This is a genomic window from Paenibacillus chartarius, assembly GCF_042432825.1.
Classification (GTDB): Bacteria; Bacillota; Bacilli; order Paenibacillales; family NBRC-103111; genus Gordoniibacillus; species Gordoniibacillus chartarius.
Map to the genome: position 1 here is coordinate 1 of NZ_JBHLWN010000135.1, position 1,432 is coordinate 1,432.

The 1,432-nt window shown below is 54.5% G+C and carries 1 protein-coding gene; it reads left to right on the plus strand.

Annotation, left to right across the window (positions count from 1 at the left end; translation table 11 throughout):
* Positions 1-28: 28 nt before the first annotated feature.
* Positions 29-1,432, plus strand: a 1,404-nt coding sequence (locus tag ACFFK0_RS30635) for a transposase (RefSeq protein ID WP_377475259.1), incomplete at its 3' end; no start/stop codon positions are given.

Consider the following 1,432-nt stretch of genomic DNA (forward strand, 5'->3'; position numbering starts at 1 on the left):
CGTAACACGATCGAAAGAGTGATTGAACATGAAAGCCTGTAAGTCATCGGCTATCCAGCCTCAGATGTTCCAATTTGTGGATATGGATGAACTCGTACCGAAAAAGCACATCCTGCGCCAACTGAACGAAGCGCTTGATTTTTCCATCGTCCATGATTGGGTGGCGCCGCTGTATACGGAACGTACCGGACGCCCGGCGGCTGACCCGGAGCGGATGGTTCGACTCATGCTGCTTTCGTATTTGTTCAACCATTCCGAACGGGAATTGTATCAACTGTTGCCCATGCATGGGGGCTACTTGTGGTTTTGCGGACTGGATTTCGAATCCGTCTTGCGCCCGGATCCATCCAGGCCGTCCCTGCCGGATCGGACGACCTTGGTGAAGACCCGGAAATTGTGGCGAAACCACGGTATTTTGGACACGCTCATGAAACATGTCGTCGATCAGTGCATCGCCGCCGGACTGGTCCAACCCGATGTAGATGCGGGAGTCGACGGTTCCCAAGTACGCGCCAACGCTTCTATCCACAGCTTGAAAGAAATCACTCTGGCCCCTGTGGAGTCGATTGAAGACTACCTGGCTCGCATGGCCCGGCAAGACGAGCAACCCGAAGGTGACGCCGCTGATTCCGATGATGACAGACGGCCGCCTGCACCGCCCACGCGAACAGAACGGCGTCTGGAAGACGAAGCGACACATGAAGATTTTCATGGCAAAACGTTCTCGAACAAGACCCACCGCAGCGTGACGGACCCGGATGCTCGCTTGTACAAAAAGTCGAGCGGTCAGGAAGCGCATTTGCGGTATTTGGTGCATCATGTGACGGATGTCAAATCCGGCGTCATTCTGGCTACGCAAGCGAGCATCGCGTCCGGAACGGCTGAGCGCGAGACGAGCTTGCAGCAGCTGGCCGCGATCCGTTTTGCCCATCCGCAAATCCGGATTCGCACGCTTTCTGCCGATAAAGCCTACGGTACGACAGATTATCTGCGATCGCTGTTCGAGCAAGGGATTATTCCTCTGGTTTCGCTTCGCAACCTGGCACTAGAAGATGTACCGACTTGGAAACGCCAAACGAACGATCCGGAGAAACAACGCAAGCGTCTGGCCAAAATCCGGGAAATCCAAATCCGCAACAAAGCCAAACAAATTCAGCTCAAGGGTTCTTACCGTCATCTGCAAAAGTTACGGACGCGGTGCGAGCATGTGTTTGCCGAAAGCAAAGTCGCGCATGGCCTGGGTCGCGCGCGGAGCCGCGGCCTGGATTGCATGCAGGAGCAGGCACTGCTCACGGCAATCGTTCAAAATCTGAAAAAACTATGCCGGTTTAAGAAGAAACGACCTCAAACCGGTATTTCGGCATGTCCAAAACCGAAATCCGTGATGATGGAGGTGGTGTCGGACCTGCTCATTTCGGTGTTGGTTGGCTTG